The organism is Pseudomonas sp. ML2-2023-3, assembly GCF_037055275.1.
Taxonomy (GTDB): domain Bacteria; phylum Pseudomonadota; class Gammaproteobacteria; order Pseudomonadales; family Pseudomonadaceae; genus Aquipseudomonas.
In genome coordinates this window covers 376488-398257 of sequence record NZ_CP146343.1, presented here as the reverse complement: position 1 = coordinate 398257, position 21770 = coordinate 376488, and the positions used below count along the sequence as shown (strand labels likewise).

General features: G+C 58.7%; 19 protein-coding genes. 10 read left to right on the top strand and 9 right to left on the bottom strand.

The annotated features are described in order from the left end of the window. The first annotated feature begins 120 nt into the window (after positions 1 to 120). The gene (gene argA, locus V6P94_RS01685) at positions 121 to 1419 is read left to right on the top strand and encodes an amino-acid N-acetyltransferase (RefSeq protein WP_133079140.1); all 1299 of its coding nucleotides are present in this window, start codon (positions 121 to 123) and stop codon (positions 1417 to 1419) included. 217 nt (positions 1420 to 1636) lie between these two features. On the opposite strand, the gene gshA is transcribed toward argA, so the two are convergent. The 3 genes from gshA to V6P94_RS01670 form a co-directional block, all read right to left on the bottom strand. Beyond that, the gene (gshA, locus tag V6P94_RS01680) at positions 1637 to 3220 is read right to left on the bottom strand and encodes a glutamate--cysteine ligase (protein ID WP_338648940.1); all 1584 of its coding nucleotides are present in this window, start codon (positions 3218 to 3220) and stop codon (positions 1637 to 1639) included. Positions 3221 to 3420: 200 nt separating this feature from the next. Next, the gene (locus V6P94_RS01675) at positions 3421 to 3804 is read right to left on the bottom strand and encodes a PaaI family thioesterase (RefSeq protein ID WP_133079142.1); all 384 of its coding nucleotides are present in this window, start codon (positions 3802 to 3804) and stop codon (positions 3421 to 3423) included. Then, on the bottom strand, positions 3804 to 6125 hold the full coding sequence (locus tag V6P94_RS01670; RefSeq protein ID WP_219262544.1) for a Tex family protein: 2322 nt from the start codon (positions 6123 to 6125) through the stop codon (positions 3804 to 3806). The genes V6P94_RS01675 and V6P94_RS01670 overlap by 1 nt, the downstream gene beginning before the upstream one ends. 358 nt (positions 6126 to 6483) lie before the next feature. Here V6P94_RS01670 and ompR point away from each other — a divergent pair, with 358 nt between their 5' ends. Together ompR and V6P94_RS01660 are read left to right on the top strand one after the other, a co-directional pair. Next, on the top strand, positions 6484 to 7224 hold the full coding sequence (gene ompR / locus V6P94_RS01665) for a two-component system response regulator OmpR (protein ID WP_048386441.1): 741 nt from the start codon (positions 6484 to 6486) through the stop codon (positions 7222 to 7224). A 104-nt stretch (positions 7225 to 7328) separates the two neighbouring features. After that, positions 7329 to 8642: an ATP-binding protein gene (locus V6P94_RS01660; RefSeq protein WP_019821770.1), complete on the top strand. Its 1314-nt coding sequence runs from the start codon at positions 7329 to 7331 to the stop codon at positions 8640 to 8642. Positions 8643 to 8757: 115 nt separating this feature from the next. Here the strand turns inward: V6P94_RS01660 and rimK are convergent, their stop codons facing one another. After that, positions 8758 to 9663: a 30S ribosomal protein S6--L-glutamate ligase gene (gene rimK, locus V6P94_RS01655; RefSeq protein ID WP_016783140.1), complete on the bottom strand. Its 906-nt coding sequence runs from the start codon at positions 9661 to 9663 to the stop codon at positions 8758 to 8760. Beyond that, a complete protein-coding gene (locus V6P94_RS01650) occupies positions 9660 to 10109 on the bottom strand; it encodes an ATP-dependent zinc protease (protein WP_173667409.1) in 450 nt (149 codons plus the stop codon). Before V6P94_RS01650 ends, rimK begins: the two co-directional genes overlap by 4 nt. 268 nt (positions 10110 to 10377) lie before the next feature. Between V6P94_RS01650 and V6P94_RS01645 the strand changes: the two genes are divergently transcribed. The 3 genes from V6P94_RS01645 to V6P94_RS01635 all read left to right on the top strand — a co-directional run bounded on the left by V6P94_RS01645 (position 10378) and on the right by V6P94_RS01635 (position 13554). Further along, positions 10378 to 10785 carry a S4 domain-containing protein gene (locus tag V6P94_RS01645; RefSeq protein ID WP_133079144.1) on the top strand — a complete coding sequence of 136 codons (408 nt, stop codon included), beginning with the start codon at positions 10378 to 10380 and terminating at the stop codon, positions 10783 to 10785. A 145-nt stretch (positions 10786 to 10930) separates the two neighbouring features. Continuing rightward, positions 10931 to 11833, top strand: a complete 903-nt coding sequence (hslO, locus tag V6P94_RS01640) for an Hsp33 family molecular chaperone HslO (protein ID WP_133079145.1) — start codon at positions 10931 to 10933, stop codon at positions 11831 to 11833. A gap of 179 nt (positions 11834 to 12012) precedes the next feature. Next, positions 12013 to 13554, top strand: a complete 1542-nt coding sequence (locus V6P94_RS01635; RefSeq protein ID WP_133079146.1) for a phosphoenolpyruvate carboxykinase — start codon at positions 12013 to 12015, stop codon at positions 13552 to 13554. Between the two features lie 173 nt (positions 13555 to 13727). On the opposite strand, the gene V6P94_RS01630 is transcribed toward V6P94_RS01635, so the two are convergent. The 3 genes from V6P94_RS01630 to V6P94_RS01620 are packed head-to-tail and all read right to left on the bottom strand — an operon-like array spanning position 13728 to position 14611. After that, positions 13728 to 14078, bottom strand: coding sequence for a DUF1493 family protein (locus tag V6P94_RS01630; RefSeq protein ID WP_133079147.1), 351 nt, complete (start codon positions 14076 to 14078; stop codon positions 13728 to 13730). 22 nt (positions 14079 to 14100) lie between these two features. After that, entirely contained in the window at positions 14101 to 14379 is a 279-nt protein-coding gene (locus tag V6P94_RS01625; RefSeq protein WP_133079148.1) for a BrnA antitoxin family protein, read from the bottom strand. Continuing rightward, the gene (locus V6P94_RS01620) at positions 14339 to 14611 is read right to left on the bottom strand and encodes a BrnT family toxin (RefSeq protein ID WP_046810582.1); all 273 of its coding nucleotides are present in this window, start codon (positions 14609 to 14611) and stop codon (positions 14339 to 14341) included. Before V6P94_RS01620 ends, V6P94_RS01625 begins: the two co-directional genes overlap by 41 nt. 202 nt (positions 14612 to 14813) lie before the next feature. Here V6P94_RS01620 and V6P94_RS01615 point away from each other — a divergent pair, with 202 nt between their 5' ends. Further along, the gene (locus V6P94_RS01615; protein ID WP_219262541.1) at positions 14814 to 16745 is read left to right on the top strand and encodes an ATP-dependent DNA helicase RecQ; all 1932 of its coding nucleotides are present in this window, start codon (positions 14814 to 14816) and stop codon (positions 16743 to 16745) included. Positions 16746 to 16788: 43 nt separating this feature from the next. Here the strand turns inward: V6P94_RS01615 and V6P94_RS01610 are convergent, their stop codons facing one another. Further along, positions 16789 to 18153 (bottom strand): formimidoylglutamate deiminase, encoded by a 1365-nt coding sequence (locus V6P94_RS01610; protein WP_219262540.1) that lies wholly within the window; start codon positions 18151 to 18153, stop codon positions 16789 to 16791. A gap of 146 nt (positions 18154 to 18299) precedes the next feature. Between V6P94_RS01610 and hutC the strand changes: the two genes are divergently transcribed. From hutC to hutU, 3 genes are all read left to right on the top strand, one after another. Then, positions 18300 to 19010 carry a histidine utilization repressor gene (hutC, locus tag V6P94_RS01605; protein ID WP_219262600.1) on the top strand — a complete coding sequence of 237 codons (711 nt, stop codon included), beginning with the start codon at positions 18300 to 18302 and terminating at the stop codon, positions 19008 to 19010. Beyond that, positions 19007 to 19585: a HutD family protein gene (locus V6P94_RS01600; RefSeq protein WP_133079153.1), complete on the top strand. Its 579-nt coding sequence runs from the start codon at positions 19007 to 19009 to the stop codon at positions 19583 to 19585. Before hutC ends, V6P94_RS01600 begins: the two co-directional genes overlap by 4 nt. A 358-nt stretch (positions 19586 to 19943) precedes the next feature. Beyond that, positions 19944 to 21641 (top strand): urocanate hydratase, encoded by a 1698-nt coding sequence (hutU, locus tag V6P94_RS01595; RefSeq protein ID WP_326427561.1) that lies wholly within the window; start codon positions 19944 to 19946, stop codon positions 21639 to 21641. The last annotated feature ends 129 nt before the right edge of the window (positions 21642 to 21770 follow it).

Here is a 21770-nt window from a genome sequence, read left to right as displayed (position 1 = left end):
GCTTTTCACACAAGGAGAACACGCGTGTTGCCGACCCTGTTTCGACGATAACCATCAGCCCGATGTGCGTTTGCTGTTTTAGCCCTTTTTTAGGCGATTTATTTTTTACAGGCTTTGGTTATGCACGATTACGTTAACTGGTTGCGTCACGCGTCTCCTTACATCAATGCCCACCGCGATTGCACCTTTGTCGTCATGCTCCCCGGCGACGGTGTGGCGCATCCCAATTTTGGCAATATCGTCCACGACCTGGTGCTGTTGCACAGCCTGGGCGTGCGCCTGGTGCTGGTTCACGGCTCGCGTCCGCAAATCGACAGCCGCCTTGAAGCCCGTGGTCTGGTGCCGTACTACCACAACGGCATGCGCGTCACCGACGCCTCCACCCTGGAATGCGTGATCGACGCCGTGGGGCAGTTGCGCATCGCGATTGAGGCGCGCTTGTCGATGGACATGGCATCTTCGCCGATGCAGGGCTCGCGCCTGCGGGTAGCGAGCGGCAACCTGGTGACGGCACGGCCGATCGGCGTGCTCGATGGCGTGGACTTCCACCACACCGGCGAAGTCCGTCGTGTCGACCGCAAGGGCATCAACCGTCTGCTCGATGAGCGCTCGATTGTGTTGCTATCGCCCTTGGGCTACTCGCCGACCGGTGAGATTTTCAACCTGGCGTGTGAAGACGTCGCCACCCGTGCCGCTATCGACCTGGCGGCTGACAAGCTGCTGTTGTTCGGCGCCGAGTCCGGCTTGCTCGACGCAGAAGGGCGCTTGGTGCGCGAGCTGCGCCCACAGCAAGTGCCTGCCCACATGAAGCGTTTGGGCAGCGACTACCAGGCCGAGCTGCTGGAAGCGGCGGCCGAGGCCTGCAGCGGTGGTGTGGCTCGTAGCCATATCGTCAGCTATGCCGAAGATGGCGCCTTGCTGACGGAGCTGTTCACCCGTCATGGTGGCGGTACGTTGGTGGCCCAGGAGCAATTCGAACTGATCCGTGAAGCAGCGATTGAAGACGTCGGCGGTTTGCTGGACCTGATCAGCCCGCTGGAAGAACAGGGCATTCTGGTGCGTCGCTCGCGAGAAGTGCTGGAGCGTGAGATCGAACAGTTCAGCGTGGTTGAGCGCGAAGGGATGATTATCGCCTGTGCGGCGCTGTATCAGATTGCTGATTCGGATGCGGGGGAGCTGGCGTGCCTGGCGGTGAATCCGGAGTACCGTCATGGTCGCCGTGGGGATGAGCTGCTGGAACGCATCGAAAACCGCGCCCGGGCACAAGGGTTGAAAACCCTGTTCGTATTAACCACGCGTACTGCGCACTGGTTCCGTGAACGCGGGTTTGAACCTAGCGGTGTCGAGCGCCTGCCGGCGGCGCGAGCGTCGCTGTACAACTATCAGCGTAACTCCAAGATCTTCGAGAAAACGCTGTAAAGCGCCTGTGGCTCCCTCACCTTATGCAGCCTCCAAAACTTTGTAGTCGCTGAGGAGCGGAGCGAGGCTGCGATCGAGCGCGAAGCGGTCGTAAACCCGGTGAGCGTGGTGTATCTGACACACCGCAGCGAATGGATTTACGGCCGCTGCGCAGCCGATCGCAGCCTCGTGCCTCGTCAGCGACTACAGCAAAGGCTTTGAGGGGCTTTTGATCTGCCTAGTTACTGATCGCCAAAATACTCGCCTGATACGAGGCCACAAACAGGTCGAAGTCGCCTTCTTCTGTTTGTTCGGTCTGGATCTGTTCGAGCAATGACTTGCGTGCTTTCTCTTCAAACGCGGCCTGATCTTCTGCGCTCAACGGTTCGCTACGGAAGAACTCGGCATGGGCCAGGCTTTGGCGCATCGAGAACTGGGCGAAGCTTTCGTTGTGCTCACTCATGCTGGCCAGCACTCTGGCAGACGGCGTCAGTGACACGTCCTTGATCTTGGCCAACTGTTCGTCGACGGCTTTGCTGTGGTGATCGCCACCGTGGCTCTGGTCGAGCAGGGCGGCCAGCGGCGCGATTTTTTCCAGCAGTTCTGCCGCCCATTCCTTCATGTCGACGGCTGCACCATCACGCTGCAGTTGCAGGCCCGGACGGCGACCCTCCATGACTACGCTCAGGAAGTTCGAAGAGCAGCTGCCGCACCCTGTGCTGTCGAACTGCGGGCTGTCTTGCAGCGCGCAATACAGCAGGAAGGCGTCCAGAAAACGTGCCTCTGGCAGGTCAATGCCCACCGGCAGGAACGGGTTGATATCCAGCAAACGCACTTCAACGTACTGCACGCCACGGGACACCAGGGCCTGAATCGGCCGCTCGCCGGTGTAGGTCACACGCTTGGGACGGATGTTGGAGTAGTACTCGTTTTCGATTTGCAGGATGTTGGTGTTCAACTGCACCCATTCACCATCCTTGTGCGTGCCGATTTCAACATAAGGCGCGTAAGGCGTGGCCACTGCTTTGCGCAGGCTGTCGGTGTAGCTGTCCAGGTTGTTGTAGCACGGCGTCAGGCCAGCCTGGGCGTTGCTCTGGTAACCCAGGTCGCTCATGCGCAGGCTGGTGGCGTACGGCAGGTAGAGCGTGTCGGGATCCAGTTGTTCCAGCTGGTGTGAACGACCGCGCAAAAAGCCGGCGTCCAGCGCTGGGGAGGCACCGAACAGGTACATCAGCAGCCAGCTGTAACGACGGAAGTTGCGAATCAGGGCGATGTAGGCGTTCGACTGATAGTCGCGCTCGGTACCCACAAAGCCTTCGGCCTGCATCAGCACGGGCCACAGGGCCTCGGGCAGGGAGAAGTTGTAATGGATACCGGCGATGCACTGCATGGTCTTGCCGTATCGCAGGGCCAGGCCCTTGCGGTACACGTACTTGAGCTGCCCGATGTTGGACGTGCCGTAGTAGGCAATCGGGATATCTTCTTCGGCCGGCAACGGGCACGGCATCGAAGGGCTCCACAGGAACTCGTTGCCGAGCTTGCTGTAGGCAAAGCGGTGGATCTTGTCGAGGCTGGCCAGCGTCTGCGCCGGATCGGGCAGGGCCGGGGTGATGAACTCCAGCAGCGATTCGGAATAGTCGGTGGTGATTTGATCGTTGGTCAGCGCCGAGCCCAATTCTTCAGGGTGCGGGGTCTGAGCCAGGCGTGCGTCAGGCGTGACGCGCAGGCATTCGCGCTCGATGCCGTGCAGGCATTGCTCAAGCAGAGTGAGGTTAGCGCGCTTGCTGAGCAGAGCCAGGCGGCGGTTGAGAAGTTGGCTCAAGTTGGATTCCTTCACGCGTCAGTCGCCCCAATATGGGGGTGGTCAGGACGGTCTACAAGGGTGAAGTTGAAACCGGCGTGGTCGCCTGGCTTTTATTGATACTGCTTTGGCCCCGTCCCTGTTTCGGCCCCTGAGCGCTCCAAGCGCCTTCCGGCACCGCGTCAGCAGTACCGAAATTAACTCAAATGACCCCGTGGCGGCTACAGGACAGCGAACGTGCCTTGTGCTTTTGCGACCAGTTTGTCGCCCTGGAATACATCGGCTTCGACCACCAGCGTGCGTCGTCCGGGGTGGATGACTTTGGCGATGCACAGCACGTCGCCTTCAGACACCGCGCGGATGTAGTTGATCTTGCACTCGATAGTCGCGCTCTGCTGATCGAACCCATGGGCGCTGGAACACGCCAGCCCCATGCTGATATCGACCAGGCTGAACAGCGCGCCACCGTGCAGCTTGCCACCCCGGTTGCGCAGTTGCGGCTCCAGGCTTAGCGCTACGTGCGCCACGCCGTCTTCCACCGACTGCACGCGGCAACCGATCAACTCGCTGAAAGCGCTTTGGGTCAGGCCGTCCGGGAGCGCCATTAGCGTTTCTTCAACTGTTTGGCGTTGGCAAACAGCGAAGCCATCGCGTTGTTGCTTGGCGCGGCGGCAACGGTTTCTTTACGGGGTGCGGTGTTTTGCTGGCGCGGGGCGGAACCCGGGCGTGCACCACGGGCGCCGTCAATCTTCTCGCCCGGGGTGTCGCTCATGCGCATCGACAGGCCAACGCGTTTGCGCGGGATGTCGACTTCCATGACCTTGACCTTGACCACGTCACCGGCTTTCACGGCTTCACGCGGGTCCTTGATGAACTTCTCGGACAATGCCGAGATGTGCACAAGGCCGTCCTGATGCACGCCGATATCGACGAAAGCCCCGAAGTTGGTCACGTTGGTCACCACGCCTTCCAGGATCATGCCCAGTTGCAGGTCCTTGAGGTCTTCGACGCCTTCCTGGAACTCAGCCGTCTTGAACTCGGGACGCGGGTCGCGGCCCGGTTTTTCCAGCTCTTGCAGAATGTCGGTCACGGTCGGCAGGCCGAAGGTTTCGTCGGTGAACTTCTTCGGGTCCAGACGCTTCAAGAAGCTCGCGTCGCCGATCAGCGAGCGGATGTCGCGCTCGGTGTCCGAAGCAATGCGCTTGACCAGCGGGTAGGCCTCGGGGTGAACCGCCGAGCTGTCCAATGGGTTGTCGCCATTCATTACGCGCAAGAAACCTGCCGCTTGCTCGAAGGTTTTTTCGCCCAGGCGGCTGACTTTTTTCAGCGCCGCACGGGTTTTGAACGCGCCGTTCTCGTCGCGATGACTGACGATGTTTTGCGCCAGCGTGGCGTTGAGGCCCGAGATGCGTGCCAGGAGCGCCACGGATGCGGTGTTCACGTCCACGCCCACGGCGTTTACGCAATCTTCAACCACAGCGTCCAGGCCACGTGCCAGTTTGAGTTGGGACACGTCGTGCTGGTACTGACCCACACCAATGGACTTGGGATCGATCTTCACCAGTTCGGCCAGCGGGTCTTGCAGGCGGCGGGCAATGGACACGGCACCACGGATCGATACGTCCAGGTCCGGGAATTCCTTGGCCGCCAGTTCCGAGGCCGAGTACACCGAAGCACCGGCTTCAGAGACCATCACCTTGGTGACTTTCAGGGCCGGGTATTTTTTCATCAGGTCGATGACCAGTTTGTCGCTTTCGCGGCTGGCAGTGCCGTTGCCGATGGCGATCAGCTCCACCGAGTGCTTGGCGCACAGGGCGGCCATGACCGAGATCGTCTGATCCCATTTGTTGTGCGGTACGTGGGGGTACACGGTGGCGTATTCGAGCAGCTTGCCGGTGGCATCGACCACGGCAATCTTGCAGCCGGTGCGCAGGCCCGGGTCCAGGCCCAGGGTGGCGCGCGGGCCAGCAGGTGCGGCCAGCAGCAGGTCGTGCAGGTTGTGGGCGAATACGTTGATCGCTTCGGTTTCAGCACCGTCGCGCAACTCACCCAGCAAGTCGGTTTCAAGGTGGGTGTAGAGCTTGACCTTCCAGGTCCAGCGCACTACTTCGCCAAGCCACTTGTCCGCCGGGCGGTTCTGGTTTTGCAGGCCGAAACGTTCGGCAATCATCATCTCGCCGGGATGCATCGACCCAGGCAGTTCTTCGCCCACTTTGAGTGAAGAGCTGAGAATACCTTCGTTGCGACCACGGAAAATCGCCAGCGCACGGTGAGAAGGCATGCTTTTGAGCGGCTCATCGTGTTCGAAGTAGTCGCGGAACTTGGCGCCTTCTTCTTCTTTGCCAGCGATCACGCGGGCACTGAGAATGGCTTCGTTCTTGAGGAAGCTGCGCAGTTTATCCAGCAGGCTGGCGTCTTCGGCGAAGCGCTCCATGAGGATGTACTTGGCGCCGTCGAGGGCCGCCTTGGTATCAGCCACCCCTTTTTCTGCGTCGATAAAACGGGCAGCTTCGGTTTCAGGGTTGCGTGTCGGGTCGTTGAACAGGCCATCTGCCAGCTCGCCAAGGCCTGCTTCCAGGGCGATCTGGCCCTTGGTGCGGCGCTTTTGCTTGTAAGGCAGGTACAAGTCTTCGAGGCGGGTTTTGGTCTCGGCGAGTTTGATGTCGCGGGCGAGTTCGGGTGTCAATTTGCCTTGTTCTTCGATGCTGGCGAGGATGCTCACGCGCCGTTCGTCGAGTTCACGCAGATAGCGCAGGCGTTCTTCCAGATGACGTAACTGGGTGTCATCCAGGCTGCCGGTCACTTCCTTACGGTAGCGAGAAATGAAGGGTACGGTGGAGCCTTCATCCAGAAGAGCGACGGCCGCTTCGACCTGCTGCGGGCGCACGCCAAGTTCTTCGGCGATGCGGCTGTTGATGCTGTCCATAAAACCACCTGACAAATTGTGATGCAGGCTCGCAGGCCCGGGCTTGAAGGCCTGCGAGGCTGGTTGAGCGGCCCGGAGGGCGCCGCTACCTGGGCCAAAAGGGCAGCCTGTTGACCCGTGAAATCAGCAAATTACGGCAGGTGTTGAAAAAATAAATCCTGCCACAACCATTGAAAATTCGAGGTTGCCTGACACAAAAGGCGGCGCATTATAACCAGCGTTCCCGGATTCAGGGGACTGCAGGCTGCGGCCACATTGATTGGTCTGCTGTTTGTAGAGGAAAAATCTGCTAACAATGCACACCATGCGTATGACAGCAGCTAAGCCATAATGCGCGCCGAGATCACAGGAGCATCTAATGAGCAGCATTGCACAACCGGCTGAAGGCGAAAAAATTCTCATCGTTGATGACGATCCTGGACTGAGCAGCCTGCTGGAACGTTTCTTCGTCAGCAAGGGCTATCGTGCCCGGGCTGTGCCGAACGTCGAGCAAATGGATCGTTTGCTGGCTCGTGAGGTATTTAACCTGGTGGTACTGGATTTGATGCTGCCCGGTGAAGACGGCTTGTCTGCCTGCCGCCGCCTGCGTGCAGCGGGCAATCGGGTGCCGATCATCATGCTGACTGCCAAGGGCGACGAGCTGAGCCGCATCAAGGGCCTGGAACTGGGCGCAGACGATTACCTGGCCAAACCGTTCAACCCCGATGAGCTGATGGCTCGGGTGCGGGCTGTATTGCGCCGCCAGTCGGCACCGGTGCCGGGTGCGCCGGGCAGCGAAGACGAAAGCGTGACTTTCGGTGATTACGAGTTGTCCCTGGCCACCCGCGAACTCAAGCGCGGTGATGAAGTTCACATGCTCACTACGGGTGAGTTTGCGGTACTCAAGGCCTTGGTCATGCATGCTCGCGAGCCATTGACCCGTGACAAGCTGATGAATCTGGCCCGTGGTCGCGAATGGGATGCACTGGAGCGTTCAATCGACGTTCAGATCTCCCGTTTGCGTCGCATGATCGAGCCTGATCCGTCCAAACCGCGCTATATCCAGACTGTCTGGGGCGTAGGTTATGTGTTCGTGCCGGATGGTAACGCGACCAAGTGACCGATCATTTGTAGGAGCGAGTCATTCAGGTTCCTGAGTGGCTCGCGATTCATTTTTTTGCGGGCTTTTGGGCTCGTTCCTGCAAAGTGTAAAAACGGCTGTCTATGAAAACCCCTCTCTGGTTTCCCCAAAGTTTTTTCTCGCGCACTCTCTGGCTCGTCCTGATAGTCGTTCTGTTTTCCAAGGCACTGACGCTGGTTTACCTGCTCATGAACGAGGACGTGTTGGTCGACCGCCAATACAGTCACGGTGTGGCACTGACCTTGCGCGCCTATTGGGCGGCCGATGAGGAAAACCGCAACAAGATTATCGATGCCGTTGATTTGGTGCGCGTCGTGGGTGGTGGTGTGCCCGAGGGTGAGCAGCACTGGCCTTACAGCGAAATCTACCAACGTCAGATGCAGGACGAGCTAGGCCCTGACACCGAAGTTCGCTTGCGCATGCACACGTCTCCCGCCCTGTGGGTGCGTGCGCCTAGCCTGGGTGAAGGCTGGTTGAAAGTGCCGCTGTATCCGCATCCGCTTCGTGGGCAGAAAATCTGGAATGTCCTGGGCTGGTTCCTGGCCATTGGCTTGTTATCCACTGCGTCGGCGTGGATTTTCGTCAGCCAGCTCAATCAGCCGCTCAAGCGACTGGTGTATGCGGCTCGTCAACTGGGGCAGGGGCGCAGCGTGCGCTTGCCGATCAGCGACACCCCCAGCGAGATGACCGAGGTGTACAGCGCCTTCAATCAAATGGCTGAAGATGTTGAGCAGGCAGGCCGTGAGCGTGAGCTGATGCTTGCCGGTGTGTCCCATGACCTGAGAACACCGCTGACCCGTTTGCGCCTTTCTCTGGAGCTGATGGGCAACCACAGCGACCTTTCAGACGATATGGTGCGTGACATTGAGGACATGGATGCGATTCTCGATCAGTTCCTGGCCTTTATCCGTGATGGGCGTGACGAGCCGGTCGAAGAAGTTGATCTGTGTGATCTGATCCGCGAAGTGGTGGCGCCCTACAACCAGAACGGTGAACAGGTGCGCTTGCGCTTGCAGCCGATCCAGCCGTTTGCGTTGCGTCGGGTGTCGATGAAGCGTCTGCTCAACAACCTGATCGGCAATGCCCTGCACCATGCGGGCGAAGACGTTGAGGTTGCTGCATATGTGTCCGGAGACGTCAGTGCACCGTACGTGGTGCTCAGCGTAATGGACCGGGGCGCGGGTATTGATCCTTCGGAACTTGAAGACATCTTCAATCCGTTTATTCGCGGTGACCGTGCCCGTGGTGGCAAAGGCACAGGGTTGGGCCTGGCTATCGTGAAGCGGATTGCCTCCATGCATGGCGGCAATGTTGAATTGCGTAACCGTAGCGGCGGTGGGCTGGAAGCCCGTGTACGCCTGCCGCTGGGGCTTATGTTGCCAAGAGGGGCGGTGTAGATTTTTCTGGCCCTGTGGGAGCGGGCTTGCTCGCGATGCAGGCGGCGCGGTCAGCCAGTTAAACTGCGGTGCTGCCATCGCGGGCAAGCCCGCTCCCACAGGGTTTGACGGGCGTTTAGCCTTTGCCCTTGGTCCGTGTCATGTGCGGGCTGCTGTTTTTTTCAAGATGTTGAATGATGATCCCGGCCACGTCCTTGCCTGTGGTGGTTTCAATACCTTCCAGGCCCGGCGATGAATTGACCTCCAGCACTAATGGGCCGTGGTTGGAGCGCAAAATATCGACCCCCGCCACGCTCAACCCCATGACCTTGGCCGCACGAATGGCGGTCATGCGCTCCTCAGGGGTGATCTTGATCAGGCTGGCGCTACCGCCCCGGTGCAGGTTGGAGCGGAACTCGCCAGGTTTGGCCTGACGCTTCATGGCCGCGATGACCTTGTCCCCGACCACGAAGCAGCGAATATCGGCGCCTCCCGCTTCCTTGATGTATTCCTGCACCATGATGTTTTGCTTGAGCCCCATAAAGGCCTCAATCACCGATTCAGCGGCAGTGGCGGTTTCGCACAGCACTACGCCGATGCCCTGGGTGCCTTCCAGTACCTTGATCACCAGCGGCGCGCCATTGACCATCTCGATCAGGTCGGGAATGTCGTCAGGGGAGTGGGCAAAACCGGTCACAGGCAAACCCAGGCCTCGACGCGACAGCAGTTGCAACGAGCGCAGTTTGTCCCGTGAACGGGCAATCGCTACCGACTCATTGAGCGGGAACACCCCCATCATTTCGAACTGACGCAACACTGCACAGCCATAGAACGTGACCGAGGCGCCAATACGCGGGATTACGGCGTCGAAGCCTTCCAGTGGCTTGCCGCGATAGTGAATCTGCGGCTTATGACTGGCAATGTTCATATAGGCGCGCAGGGTATCGATCACTACCATTTCATGGCCTCGTTCGGTACCGGCTTCAACCAGACGACGAGTGGAATACAGACGCGGGTTACGCGACAGCACAGCGATCTTCATGCAACACCTGTGGCAGAGGTAGTAGTGACCGGAAACACCGGCTTGTCTTGAACGTATTTATGTTCTGGATTGACGACCAGCTGGCCGTCAATCAGGGCTTTCGAGCCCAGTAATAAGCGGTAACGCATCGATTTGCGGCAGGCGAGGGTGAACTCGACCTGCCAGACCCGATCGCCCAGCGCCAGGCCGGTACGGATCACATAGCGAACCTGGGTGTGACCATTGGAGCTTTTTATGGTTTTTATGGCGACTAACGGGGCTTCACAGCGGCGGTGGCGCAGCTGTACCAACGTGCCCAAATGGGCATTGAAACGTACCCACTTTTCACCCTCGCGCTCAAATGGCTCGATCTCGGTGGCGTGCAAGCTGGAGGTACTGGCACCGGTGTCGATTTTCGCCCGCAGGCCGGCAACTCCCAAATCGGGAAGCGCCACCCACTCGCGCAGACCGACAACGGTCAAGTGATCAAAAGTCTTCAATATAAGTAACCAGCGATTAACGTATTCAGGCTGCAGGAGAAACCCTGCAGGTAAAACAATCGGCGATGCCGATTTGGCTGTGTAGAAACGGTATTCACGCAGAATATCCGGCAAATGGCGACAGTTATCTACGTGTACGCTATTCAGCAGGCAGGCATTCTATCGGGCTGATTGCTTCAGTTGTTCATCGCAAGTAGTAGTACAGTTCTGACTATTCAAATGAAGAGGGATTCCAGTGGCACAAAAACAGGAAGTGGACGACAAGGTTCGCCTGGACAAGTGGCTCTGGGCAGCGCGTTTTTACAAAACCCGTGCATTGGCCAAAGCCGCGATCGAAAGCGGCAAGGTGCATTGCCGTGGTGAGCGCTGCAAACCGAGCAAAGAGCCACGGGTGGGCGATGAACTGCAAATACGTGTAGGCCTTGAAGAACGTACTGTGGAAGTCAAAGCACTGTCAGTGGTGCGTCGAGGCGCTCCCGAGGCTCAATTGCTGTACGCCGAAACCGGGCAAAGCATTGCCAAGCGGGAAAACGCAGCGGCCATGCGCAAATCCGGTGCAATGGGTATCAGCACCGAAGGAAAACCAACCAAGAAACAACGACGCCAACTGCATCAGTTCCATGATGCCAGTGGGGCCGAGTGAGCTGGCCGAAGCTCGCAAACCGTACGTCGAGTCTGTGTGCGCATAACTTGTAATCATCCATGTATGGCGCCATATAGGGTCATTAGACCTGCACGACATCCAACGATCCGTACACATTTTGTCACCAATTCAGAACTCTATTCTTATGTCCGACTTACTCAAAAACGATGCCACACAACGCTTTATGTTCGATACCAGCGACGCCCGTGGCGAACTGGCATCGCTGGAGCATAGCTACGCTGACGTGTTGGCCAAGCACGCTTATCCACAGCCGGTCCAGCAGTTGCTGGGCGAGCTGATGGCTGCTGCTGCGTTGCTGGTGGGCAACCAGAAAATTGATGGTTTGCTGAGCTTGCAAGCCCGTTCGGAAGGCCCGGTGCCGCTGCTGATGATCGAATGCACCAGCGACCGTGAGATACGCGGCCTGGCACGTTTCGACGCCGATCGCATTGCTCCTGATGCCACTCTGGCCGACCTGCTGCCCAATGGCGTACTGGCCATTACCATTGATCCTACGGTTGGCAAACGCTACCAGGGGATTGTGGACCTGAACGGCGAAACCCTGGCCGACTGTTTCACCAACTACTTCGTGATGTCCGAGCAAGTGCCAACCCGCTTCTGGCTGGTTGCCGATGGCCAGCGCGCCCGTGGCATGTTCTTGCAGCAGTTGCCTGCCGACGTGGTCAAGGATGAAGACGAGCGTGTGGACAGCTGGGACCGGCTGCTGATGCTGGGCGATACACTCAAAGCTGAAGAGCTGCTGGGGCTGGACAACGAGACTATCCTGCACCGCCTTTATCACGAAGAAACCGTGCGTCTGTTTGACAACGAGGCCATCGAATTCAAGTGCAGCTGTTCCCGTGAGCGTTCGGGCAATGCCCTGACCAGCCTCGGCCACGAAGATGCGCTGACTCTGGTGACCGAGCATGGCGGTCATATCGAAATCGACTGCCAGTTTTGCAACGAGCGCTACCTGTTTGACGCGGCTGATGTCGATCAATTGTTCGCAGGCGCGGGTGTTGAATCCCCTTCTGGCACTCATCACTAAAACGTTTCAGCCTAGGTAAAACACCTGTCAAACCCCGTTCTTGCGCGGTTCTGACAGGTGGGCCCTACTCTTTTTGGGGTTTTCTGGCATAATCCGGCCCACTTTTTTCGCGGTAGTAGTGCAAATTTTTCTACTACAAAACGTTTGGCGCACTCGGCCAATGGCCGACGGGGAACCTCATGACGCAAGCTAATAACGCCGTGTACACCGATCTGAGCATCGACGATCTGGTCAAAGAAGCCCTGAGCCGTGGTGAAGGCGTGCTTGCCGACAATGGCGCACTGGTTGTCGAAACTGGCCACCGTACAGGCCGTTCACCGGCTGACCGCTTCATTGTTGAAGAACCGTCCACTCAGGCATCCATTGCCTGGGGCCCGATCAACCGCAAGTTCCCGGCCGACAAGTTCGATGCCTTGTGGGACCGCGTCGAGGCGTTCAACAACGCGCAAGAGCATTTCGTTTCCCACGTGCATGTAGGTGCTTCCGAAGACCACTACCTGGCCGTGAAAATGACTACCCAGACTGCCTGGCAGAACCTGTTCGGCCGTTGCCTGTTCATCAACCCGGCTCAGTACAACCCGGCCGGTCGTGAAGAGTGGCAAGTGCTCAACGTGGCCAACTTCGAGTGCGTACCTGAGCGTGATGGCACCAACTCTGACGGTTGCGTGATCCTCAACTTCGCCCAGAAAAAAGTGCTGATCGCCGGTATGCGTTACGCCGGTGAAATGAAAAAAGCCATGTTCTCGGTACAGAACTTCCTGTTGCCTGCTGCTGACGTGCTGCCGATGCACTGCGCTGCCAACATTGGCGAAGAAGGCGATGTGACCCTGTTCTTCGGCCTGTCCGGCACCGGTAAAACCACCCTGTCCGCCGATGAAAGCCGTTACCTGATCGGTGATGACGAACACGGTTGGGGCGAAGGTGTGGTGTTCAACATCGAAGGCGGTTGCTATGCCAAGTGCATCGACCTGTCCGAGAAGAACGAGCCGGTCATCTGGAAAGCCATCAAGCACGGCGCCGTGTTGGAGAACGTTGTTCTCGACGATGCAAAGCACCCTGACTATGCCGATGTCAGCCTGACCCAGAACAGCCGCGCAGCTTACCCGCTGGAGCACGTTGCCAAGCGTTCCGAGAAGAACCTGGGCGGCGAGCCAAACGCTGTGATCTTCCTGACCTGCGACCTGACCGGCGTATTGCCGCCCGTGTCGATCCTCAGCGAAGAACAAGCGGCCTACCACTTCCTGTCCGGCTACACCGCACTGGTGGGCTCGACTGAAATGGGTTCGGGCAGCGGCATCAAGTCCACCTTCTCCACCTGCTTCGGCGCACCGTTCTTCCCGCGTCCGGCTGGCGAATACGCAGAGCTGCTGATCAAACGCATCCGCGGCTTCGGCTCCAAGGTGTACCTGGTCAACACCGGCTGGACCGGTGGTGGCTACGGTGTTGGCAAGCGCTTCAACATCCCGACCACCCGTGGCGTGATTGCTGCGATCCAGAGCGGTGCTCTGGTCGGCGCAGAAACCGAACACCTGGACACCATCAACCTCGACGTGCCATTGGCCGTACCGGGCGTTGACACTGTTCTGCTCAATCCACGCAACACCTGGGCAGACAAAGCTGCCTACGACGAAGCTGCCAAGGCATTGGCTGGCCTGTTCGTAGAGAACTTCAAGAAGTTCGACGTCAGCGACGCGATCAAGGCAGCGGGTCCGAAGGCGTAAGCATTCGGTCAGTGTGTTGATCCACAAAGAAGCCGCCTGAGAGGGCGGCTTTTTTGTGCCTGAGCAGATGCATCCTGTGGGAGCGGGCTTGCTCGCGATGGCATCGCCGGGGTGACTCTGGCAAACCGCGTTGCCCGAATCGCGAGCAAGACTGCTCCGACAGAACGTCTTACCTAAGCTTCCAGGTTTTGCGTATCCCAATGGCCGCTGCTGATCGCCGCGTACAGCATGCCGATGGTCAGGGGTACTTTGCCCTCGCGGCCCTTGGCCTTGCGCTTGAGGTGCGGGTCGTTGCCCGCAGGCTGGAAGTAGCGGTAGGCATCATAGTCCGCCAACTCGAGCCCGAAACGTTCCTCGAGGGCTTCCATCAAATGCTGGGCATCGCTGCCATTGCAGCCAAGATCCGCGTTGATCGCGGTCTTGAGACTGATGGTTTTGTGTTCCGGCAGGCCGATTTCTTCATGCAGCAACTGCATCAGCTCGCGCAGGATGGGGGTGTCCGGGAGGTCGGTGGCGAGTTTCATTATCAAAAGTCCGAAAAGAGTTTCAAGGTATCTCTCCTGGCGAATGACTCTTCAACCAGTCAGCCAGTGCTGCGTTCATGCGTGTTTGCCAGCCGGGGCCGGAGGCCTTGAATTGCTCTACGACTTCGGGAGCAAGACGGATGGTGATTCGTGTGAGCACTTTGTTCGCTTTGGGTCTGCCGCGTTTAATCAACAGCGGACCTTTGAACTCGTCGGCAGCTTCAAAAAAGGCTTCTGTCAGTTCGGGCGCGTCATCCGGGTCAACCCAGTCGATGGGCGTAGAGTGCTTGTTCGCGCTCATTGGCTTTCCTCATGGAAATAATACGGCGGTCCGCGCCGCGCGGTGTCCAGACCAAAACAATCATGCGCTCCTGTAACAGGCCGATGCTGATTAGTCGGACTTCGCCGTAATCCTGGCGTGAGTCTTCAGATGTGAAGTGATGACCTGCAAATAGGGTTTTTGCGTCAGCGAAATCAAGGCCTCGCTCGATTAGCGTCTTGTTGCGTTTGGTGATGTCGTAGGTTATTTGCATCAATTTATCGTATGCACAATAAATACTACTGACAAAATCCTGTTATTGCCAAATTTTGCGTTTTCTCCTGACAAAGGGTTATTCAGGGCATCCTGGCTCGACCCTGTATCATCCCCTCTCAATTTGCCCCCGGCCTTTTCTCGATCGGCTGCAAACCTGGCGTAGAGTCTTGCGCTTTGCAACGGTCAAAGGAGTGACAGTCATGCACAACACCCTGGAACAGGTCTTTGGTTATCCACAGTTTCGTGCCGGGCAAGAAGCGGCGATCAGTGCCGTGTTGGCTGGACGTTCAGCGGCGGCGATTTTCCCTACGGGATCGGGCAAATCCCTGTGCTACCAACTGCCGGCGCTGCTGTTGCCTCACCTGACGCTAGTGGTTTCGCCGCTGTTGGCCTTGATGCAGGACCAATTGGCTTTTTTGCAGCGCCACGGGATTGCAGCGGCCAGCATCGATTCGGCGCAAAGCCGCGACGAGGCAAGCGCCGTCATGGCCCGGGCGAAAGCGGGCGAGTTGAAGATCCTGATGATTTCGGTCGAGCGACTGAAAAACGAGCGCTTTCGTAACTTTTTGCAGCAAGTGCCGATTTCCCTGCTGGTGGTGGACGAAGCGCACTGTATTTCCGAGTGGGGGCATAATTTCCGTCCGGACTACCTGAAGCTTCCGGACTACCAGCGCCAGTTCAATATCCCGCAAGCGCTGCTGCTGACCGCGACGGCGACCCCTAATGTGATCGCAGACATGCAGGTCAAGTTCGCGATTGCCGAGTCGGACGTCATCACCACCGGTTTCTATCGCGCCAATCTCAATCTTTGGGTCGAGCCCGTCACTGGTGCCGCCAAGCGTCAGCGCCTGGTGCAGTGGATGGGCGAGCGTCTCGGTCAGCCGAGCATTGTGTATGTCACGCTGCAAAAGACCGCCGAGCACATTGCCCAGCACTTGAACCAGAACGGGATTAGCGCCAACGCCTATCACGCCGGTTTGCCCCATGATCAGCGCGAGGGCATTCAGCGCCAGTTCATGGGCGGGCAGTTGAATTGCATCGTTGCCACCATTGCCTTTGGCATGGGCATCGACAAGAGCGACATCCGTAACGTGGTGCATTTCGACTTGCCCAAGTCGATCGAAAACTACAGCCAGGAAATCGGCCGCGCAGGGCGTGATGGCGCACCCTCGGAGTGCCTGGTGCTGGCCAATCGCGACAGCCTCAATGTGCTGGAAAACTTTGTGTACGGCGACACGCCGGAGTTGCAGGGCATTCGCTATGTACTCGATGAGTTGCGTGAGGCAATTGTGCAAGGGCAGTGGGAGTTCATGCTGCTGCCTCTGTCCGATCAGAGCAACATTCGTCAGTTACCGCTCAAGACTTTGTTGGTCCAGTTGGAACTGCGTGGCCTGATTGCCCCTCGCTATGCCTATTTCGCCGAGTATCGTTTCAAATTCCTGATAGAACCTGATGTGTTGCTGGCCAAGTTTGAGGGCGAGCGTCAGCAATTTGTCTCGGCCATCATCCAGACTTCCAGCCGAGCCAGAACCTGGGCCACGGTGAATTTCGACGGGCTGTACAGCCAGCATCAGGCTGATCGGAACCGGGTGGTCAAAGCGCTGGATTACTTTCAGGAGAAGGGCTGGATCGAACTTGAAAGCAAGCAGATGACCGAGGTCTACAGCCTGTTGGTTCAAGATTTTGATGCTCAGGCTCTGAGCCTGGAACTGCATGCCTACTTCAAGGCTCACGAGCGTGGCGAGATTACGCGGATTCACGCAATGTTGGCGCTGTTCGCCAGTGAAACCTGCTTGAGCTACCGGCTGGCGCAGTATTTTGGGGATGAGCAGGCGCCGCAGCAGTGCGGCCATTGTTCAGTGTGTGCTGGGCAGGTCGCTCACTTGCCGGAGCCGCCCGCACTGATGCCGCTTGTGGATAAAAACTTCGAAGCTCTGTGTGGTGCTTTTATCCACAGGCATCAGGAGTTCACGGGAAGTTATCCCCCGGCAGAACGCCTGACCCGGTTTTTATGCGGGATCAGCGTGCCGATGTTCACCAAGATGAAAGCGCGTGCCATTCCAGGTTTTGCGGCATTGGAGAACTACCCCTATGCCGCGGTCCGCGATTGGGCGGTGAAAGGGCTGAGTTAACGGGTAGTCGCTGCCGCAGGCGGCGAGGGCGACCGCAGTTTTGTTACCCCAACAACTCGCGCAGCACCCGGGTGAAGTCGCGGCAGCTGGCTTCTTCATCGGCATGACGGCCGTCGCGCACCACCCACTGACCGTTGACCAATACGTCTCGTACCTGACGATCGCCGCCCGCAAACAGCCAGCGGTTAAGAATGGCGTCGTCCTGTGCCGTGGCCAGGTACGGGTCATTACCGTCCAGTACCAGCCAGTCGGCGCGCTGACCAACGGCTAATCCGGCAACCGCCTGGCCCATCGCCTGGGCGCCGCCCACCAGTGCGGCGTCATACAGAGTGCGGCCGACCATCGGCTGGTCGCTGCGATACATCCGGTTGCGGCGCTGATCGCGCAAGCGCTGGCCGTATTCCAGCCAGCGCAGCTCTTCAACCACGCTCAGGGACACATGGCTGTCCGAGCCAATGCCCATTCGCCCGCCTTGAGCAAGGAAATCCACGGCCGGAAAAATGCCGTCACCCAGGTTGGCTTCGGTGGTCAGGCACAACCCGGCCACGGCCTGGCTCTGCGCCATCAGCTGGACTTCGGCAGCGTTGGCGTGGGTTGCATGCACCAGGCACCAGCGTTGATCGACCTCAACGTTGTCATACAGCCACTGGATTGGACGTTTGCCGCTCCAGCTCAGGCAATCGTCGACTTCCTTTTGTTGCTCTGCGATATGGATATGCACCGGGCAGGTCGTGTCGCCGGCCTGCAGAACTTCGTGGATTTGCTCGGGAGTGACGGCGCGCAGCGAGTGAAAGCACAAGCCCAGGGTTTGTGCAGGCTGTTGAGCCAGCAGCGGCTTTAGCTGTTGCTGCAGCTTCAGGTAGTGCTCGGTGCTGTTGATAAAACGCCGTTGACCGTCGTTGGGTGCCTGCCCGCCAAAGCCGGAGTGGCTGTAGAGCACTGGCAGCAAGGTCAGGCCAATGCCGGTGGAGCGCGCCGCTTCGCTGATGCGCAGCGCCAGTTCTGCTGGATTGGCATAGGGCTGGCCCGAAAGATCGTGGTGCACGTAATGGAATTCAGCCACCGAGGTGTAACCGGCCTTGAGCATTTCGATGTACAACTGACGGGCAATGACACCGAGCTGTTCAGGGCTTATTTTTCCGACGAGCCGATACATTAAATCGCGCCACGTCCAGAAACTATCGTTGGGGTTGCCCGCCACTTCGGCCAAACCGGCCATGGCCCGCTGGAATGCGTGGGAGTGCAGATTCGGCATGCCCGGTAGCAGTGGGCCGTTCAGCCGTTCGGCGCCGTGCGCGTCGGCATTGGCCTGGATTCGGGTCAAGTAGCCATCGGCACCGACCTCGATGCGGACATTGGTAGCCCAGCCTGTAGGCAGTAGCGCGCGCTCGGCAAAGAAGACGGACATCGGTTCGGTACCCCATTGCTTGTAATTTGTATATACATATACAGACGTTTGCCTGCTCGGTAAACTCCGGCAAGCTACGACTCTTAACTCATTACCAAGGATTGCCTGTGTCGACTCCGCCTGTCGTGTCCCCGCTGGCCGCCCACATGGGCGATAGCCCGGCCCCGCTTTACGCTCGAGTAAAGCAAATGATCACTGCGCAGATCCAGAGCGGAAACTGGCCGCCGCATTATCGTGTGCCTTCCGAGAGCGAGCTTGTGACCCAGTTGGGGTTCAGCCGCATGACCATCAACCGTGCGCTGCGTGAAATGACCGCCGACGGCTTGCTGGTGCGCATGCAGGGCGTTGGCACCTTTGTGGCCGAGCCCAAGACCCAGTCCGCGCTGTTCGAAGTCAACAATATCGCCGATGAAATCGCTGCTCGCGGGCACAAGCACACCTGCAAGGTCATCAGTCTGGGTGAAGAAATGGCCGGCTCGGAACGTGCCGCCGTGCTCGACATGCGTGAAGGGCAGAAGGTCTTTCACTCACTGATCGTGCACTACGAGAACGGGATTGCCGTGCAAATCGAGGACCGTTTCGTCAATGCCCTGGTGGCACCGGACTACCTCAAGCAGGATTTCACCCTGCAAACGCCTTACGCCTATTTGTCTCAAGTCGCCCCGCTGACTGAGGGCGAGCACGTGGTCGAAGCGATTTTGGCTGACCCCAAAGAGTGCAAATTACTGCAAATCGAGCCTGGCGAGCCGTGCCTGCTGATTCGTCGCCGCACCTGGTCGGGTCGTCAGCCTGTTACCGCCGCCCGACTGATCCACCCCGGTTCCCGTCATCGTCTTGAAGGACGTTTCAATAAATGATCCAGCCTGAAGTTTTACGTGCCGTCGACTATCCGCGCATGCCGTGGAAGAACGGCGGCGGCAGCACTGAAGAAATCACCCGAGACGCAGGCGAGGGCCTTGATGGCTTTGGCTGGCGCCTGTCGATTGCCGATATCGGCGAGTCGGGCGGCTTTTCACGTTTTGACGGCTACCAGCGAATCATCAGCGTGCTGCAGGGTGCGGGCATGAACCTGCAGGTCGACGGGGTGAGCACGCGGGCACTGTTACCGTTCGATGCTTTTGCATTCAAGGGTGAAAGCGCCGTTGCCTGCACCCTGATCGATGGTCCGATTCGCGACTTCAATCTGATCTATGCCCCGCAGCGCTACACCGCGCGGTTGCAATGGCTGGAGGCGACCACCCCTCAGCGCGTGTTCACTTCGGCGCACACCCTGGTGGTTTTCAGCGCAGGCGAACAGGTTCATGTGGGCCTGGGTAACACCTGCCACGAACACCTGGGCCGTTACGACTGTTTGCAACTGAGCGGCAATCGCGAGTTGCTTGAAGTGACGGTGACAGGCCTGTGCTGTGTGATTGAGTTGAGCGCGGTCTAACTGATCATGTAGTCGCTGCCGCAGGCTGCGAAGGGTTGCGGAGCAACCCGTTTTCCTGGAGCACCCGCGTCCCGCTTCGCAGCCTGCGGCAGCGACTACACACGCTACACGCTCTGTTACCGAACGCCCCAACTCAGCGCACAGACCTCCTCCAGTAACACTCCTGCGAATCATTCATCCTCTTCTCAAAAACCTGGCGCACGGTTTTTAGCCTGTGTTTTCGGGCTCTCTAACTTTTTCATTTGCGAATTTCACACATTGGCCGCTAACTTGCATATGCTTGTATGTACAAGTACATAAGTGTGCGTCGATCCTCTTCTCACACCCGACGCATCCGACTATCGCTGAGGAGTTACCCGTGACTTCAACTACCCCAAAATCGCCTGCCGAGTTCACCCGTCACCGTGAAGGTGAAATCCGCGCCGCCCGTGGCACCCAGCTCACTGCTAAAAGCTGGATGACCGAAGCGCCGCTGCGGATGTTGATGAACAACCTCGACCCGCAAGTGGCCGAGAACCCGACCGAGCTGGTGGTGTATGGCGGTATTGGCCGGGCAGCACGTAACTGGGAGTGCTACGACAAAATCGTCGAAAGCCTGACCAACCTCAACGATGACGAAACCCTGCTGGTGCAGTCGGGCAAGCCGGTCGGCGTGTTCAAAACCCACAGCAATGCACCACGGGTACTGATCGCCAACTCCAACCTGGTACCGCACTGGGCCACGTGGGAGCACTTCAACGAACTCGACGCCAAAGGCCTGGCCATGTACGGCCAGATGACCGCCGGCAGCTGGATCTACATCGGCAGCCAGGGCATCGTCCAGGGCACCTACGAAACCTTCGTCGAAGCCGGTCGCCAGCACTACAACGGCAGCCTGGTCGGCAAGTGGGTACTGACCGCAGGTCTGGGCGGCATGGGCGGCGCACAGCCTCTGGCCGCCACCCTGGCCGGTGCCTGCTCGCTGAACATCGAATGCCAGCAAAGCCGTATCGATTTCCGCCTGGCCACTCGCTATGTCGACGAGCAAGCCGTGGACCTGGATGACGCGCTGGCCCGTATCGCCAAATACACCGCTGAAGGCAAAGCGATCTCCATCGCGCTTTGTGGGAACGCCGCTGAATTGCTGCCAGAAATGGTTCGTCGTGGCGTACGCCCGGACATGGTCACCGACCAGACCAGCGCCCACGACCCCCTGAACGGCTATCTGCCAAAAGGCTGGACCTGGGAGCAGTACCGCGACCGCGCCGTGACCGATCCGGCAGCCGTGGTCAAAGCCGCCAAAGCCTCGATGGGCGAGCACGTTGAAGCCATGCTGGCCTTCCAGAAAGCGGGCGTGCCGACCTTCGACTACGGCAACAACATTCGTCAGATGGCCAAAGAAGTGGGCGTAGAAAACGCCTTCGACTTCCCTGGTTTTGTACCGGCTTATATCCGCCCATTGTTCTGCCGTGGTGTAGGCCCGTTCCGCTGGGTCGCGCTGTCGGGCGATGCCGAAGACATCTACAAAACCGACGCCAAGGTCAAAGAGCTGATCGCTGACGACGCCCACCTGCACAACTGGCTGGACATGGCTCGCGAGCGCATCAGCTTCCAGGGTCTGCCGGCACGTATCTGCTGGGTTGGTCTGGGCCAGCGCGCCAAGCTGGGCCTGGCGTTCAACGAAATGGTGCGCAGCGGCGAGCTGAAAGCCCCGATCGTGATCGGCCGCGACCATCTGGACTCCGGTTCGGTATCGAGCCCGAACCGTGAAACCGAGTCGATGAAAGATGGATCGGACGCCGTGTCCGACTGGCCATTGCTCAACGCCCTGTTGAACACCGCGAGCGGCGCGACCTGGGTTTCGCTGCACCACGGCGGTGGCGTGGGCATGGGCTTCTCTCAGCACTCGGGGATGGTGATCGTGTGTGACGGTACCGACGAAGCGGCTGAGCGTATCGCCCGTGTACTGCACAACGACCCGGCAACCGGCGTGATGCGTCACGCAGATGCGGGCTACGACATCGCCATCGACTGTGCAAACGAGCAGGGCCTGAACCTGCCGATGATCAACGGCTGATAAATACCTGTAGTCGCTGCCGAAGGCTGCGAAGGGGCTAGCAGGGCCTTCAAGAAAACGGGTTGCTCCGCAACCCTTCGCAGCCTGCGGCAGCGACTACCACATACATTTCGGTTACACGCGTGAAGG

Excerpts from the sequence above, each read along its gene's own strand:
- V6P94_RS01615 (WP_219262541.1), top strand. The coding sequence starts at position 14,814 with ATGCACAACACCCTGGAACAGGTCTTTGGTTATCCACAGTTTCGTGCC.
- V6P94_RS01635 (WP_133079146.1), top strand. The coding sequence starts at position 12,013 with ATGACGCAAGCTAATAACGCCGTGTACACCGATCTGAGCATCGACGAT.
- V6P94_RS01600 (WP_133079153.1), top strand. The coding sequence starts at position 19,007 with ATGATCCAGCCTGAAGTTTTACGTGCCGTCGACTATCCGCGCATGCCG.
- V6P94_RS01670 (WP_219262544.1), bottom strand. The coding sequence starts at position 6,125 with ATGGACAGCATCAACAGCCGCATCGCCGAAGAACTTGGCGTGCGCCCG.
- V6P94_RS01660 (WP_019821770.1), top strand. The coding sequence starts at position 7,329 with ATGAAAACCCCTCTCTGGTTTCCCCAAAGTTTTTTCTCGCGCACTCTC.
- V6P94_RS01610 (WP_219262540.1), bottom strand. The coding sequence starts at position 18,153 with ATGTCCGTCTTCTTTGCCGAGCGCGCGCTACTGCCTACAGGCTGGGCT.
- hutC (WP_219262600.1), top strand. The coding sequence starts at position 18,300 with ATGGGCGATAGCCCGGCCCCGCTTTACGCTCGAGTAAAGCAAATGATC.
- ompR (WP_048386441.1), top strand. The coding sequence starts at position 6,484 with ATGAGCAGCATTGCACAACCGGCTGAAGGCGAAAAAATTCTCATCGTT.
- V6P94_RS01620 (WP_046810582.1), bottom strand. The coding sequence starts at position 14,611 with ATGCAAATAACCTACGACATCACCAAACGCAACAAGACGCTAATCGAG.
- V6P94_RS01675 (WP_133079142.1), bottom strand. The coding sequence starts at position 3,804 with ATGGCGCTCCCGGACGGCCTGACCCAAAGCGCTTTCAGCGAGTTGATC.
- hslO (WP_133079145.1), top strand. The coding sequence starts at position 10,931 with ATGTCCGACTTACTCAAAAACGATGCCACACAACGCTTTATGTTCGAT.
- V6P94_RS01630 (WP_133079147.1), bottom strand. The coding sequence starts at position 14,078 with ATGAAACTCGCCACCGACCTCCCGGACACCCCCATCCTGCGCGAGCTG.
- rimK (WP_016783140.1), bottom strand. The coding sequence starts at position 9,663 with ATGAAGATCGCTGTGCTGTCGCGTAACCCGCGTCTGTATTCCACTCGT.
- argA (WP_133079140.1), top strand. The coding sequence starts at position 121 with ATGCACGATTACGTTAACTGGTTGCGTCACGCGTCTCCTTACATCAAT.
- V6P94_RS01625 (WP_133079148.1), bottom strand. The coding sequence starts at position 14,379 with ATGAGCGCGAACAAGCACTCTACGCCCATCGACTGGGTTGACCCGGAT.